The 1,522-nt window shown below is 71.2% G+C and carries 2 protein-coding genes; one reads left to right on the top strand and one right to left on the bottom strand.

The genetic code is table 11. The features are described 5' to 3' along the window. A partial coding sequence (locus WA805_RS19680; RefSeq protein ID WP_425243065.1) for an MFS transporter occupies positions 1 to 584 on the top strand: 584 nt, incomplete at its 5' end. 29 nt (positions 585 to 613) lie between these two features. On the opposite strand, the gene WA805_RS19675 is transcribed toward WA805_RS19680, so the two are convergent. Further along, on the bottom strand, positions 614 to 1,522 hold a 909-nt coding region (locus WA805_RS19675), incomplete at its 5' end, for an arylamine N-acetyltransferase family protein (protein ID WP_425243064.1).

The following is a 1,522-nucleotide window of genomic DNA, read 5'->3' as shown; positions in this document are numbered from 1 at the left end:
CCGTCGGGCTGCTGTACGCGGCGCCCGGGGCTGGCGCGCTGCTCGGCGCGCTGACCAGCGGCTGGGTCGGGCGGGTGCGCCGTCAGGGGCTCGCGGTGATCTGCGCGGTCATCGTGTGGGGGCTGGCGATCGCCGGCTTCGGGGTGGTGCGCTTCCTGCCGTTGGCGCTGCTGCTGCTCGCCGTCGCGGGCCTTGCGGACGTCGTGTCTGCGGTGTTCCGCAACACGATCATCCAGTTCGCCGCGCCCGACGCGATGCGGGGGCGGCTGCAAGGCGTGCAGATGGCGGTGGTAGCCGGCGGGCCGCGACTTGGCGACCTAGAGGCCGGAGTAGTGGCGACGGCGTTCGGCGACACGGTGTCCGTGGTGTCAGGAGGACTGGCCTGCGTGGTCGGCGCGCTGGTGGTGGCGCGGCTGCTGCCGGGGTTCAGGCACGAGCGTTCGACGGTGGGTACCTTGGGGCATGAGGGGGTCCTCGCTGCTGCTGGCGAGGCTGTTGTGGCGGCTGGGCCTGTTGCGCCGATTGTGCCGGCTGATGCGGTTGAGTCGGCTGATGCGGCTGATATTGCGGAGCAGGAGGCCTAACCGGCGTCCTTGCGGCGTTTGGTTGGGCGTTAGCCGGCGCCGCGCGGGGCCGCGACCAGCGTGGCCAGCTCCTCGTCGGTGAAGGTCAGGCCGAAGACATCACTGAGCGAGGTGGCGAATTCCTCGTCGGAGAGCGTCCTGCGGTTCTTGACGTGGCCAGGGGTGGTGATGGTGTACATCCGGCCGACCAGGGCGTGGACGGCGTCCGGGTAGCGACGGGCCACGATCGGCTGCCAGGTGAACCACGACTCCGGGTAGGTCGCCGTGAAGTGGTTCGACAACACCACGTCCGCCGGGTACACCGGCCGGTCCTCGTACCTGTAGAGCGTGACCCACTCGCCGGCCTGCAGCTCGCGGACCTTCCAGGTTTCTTCGGCGTCGTCGGGGGCTATCTCGTAGGTCCAGCCGTCTAGTTCCTGCGGGGCGCTGGTGTTCGTTTTGCCCAGCTCCAGCGGGCCGGGCGGCGAGTTGCCGAAGCCAACGTCGGCGAGCCAGGTCCCGCCGTCCGCCCCGACGCGCAGGGTCAGGTGGGTGCGCGGGCGCACCGGCTCGCCGTCCGGGCCGACCCGGGCGAGCAGCCGGTCCACCTGATAGCCGAGCCGTTCCAGGACCGCGCCGAACAGCTGGCCTTGCTCGTAGCAGTAGCCGCCCCGGTTCGCGAAGACGAGCTTGGCCTGGATCGAGTCGAAGTCCACGCGGACGCCGCGGCCCAGCATCAGGTCCAGGTTCTCGAACGGGATGGCCGCCAGGTGCGCGCGGTGCAGCCCCGCGAGCGTGGCGTGCGACGGGTCGAGCGGGCCGTCGTACCCGATGCGCTGCAGGTAGGCGTCGAGGTCAAGGTTGCGGACGGACCACTCGTCGGGCGCCGTCGCCTCGTCTGGTGTGGTTGGTCCGGTGGCCGCCATCAGGTGGCGGGCTCGGCCGGCGTGGGTGGGGCG

The organism is Trebonia sp. (assembly GCF_049794275.1).
GTDB lineage: Bacteria > Actinomycetota > Actinomycetes > Streptosporangiales > Streptosporangiaceae > Trebonia.
Note: the sequence above shows the minus strand (reverse complement) of the source record. Positions and strands in the feature narration are given on the sequence as shown.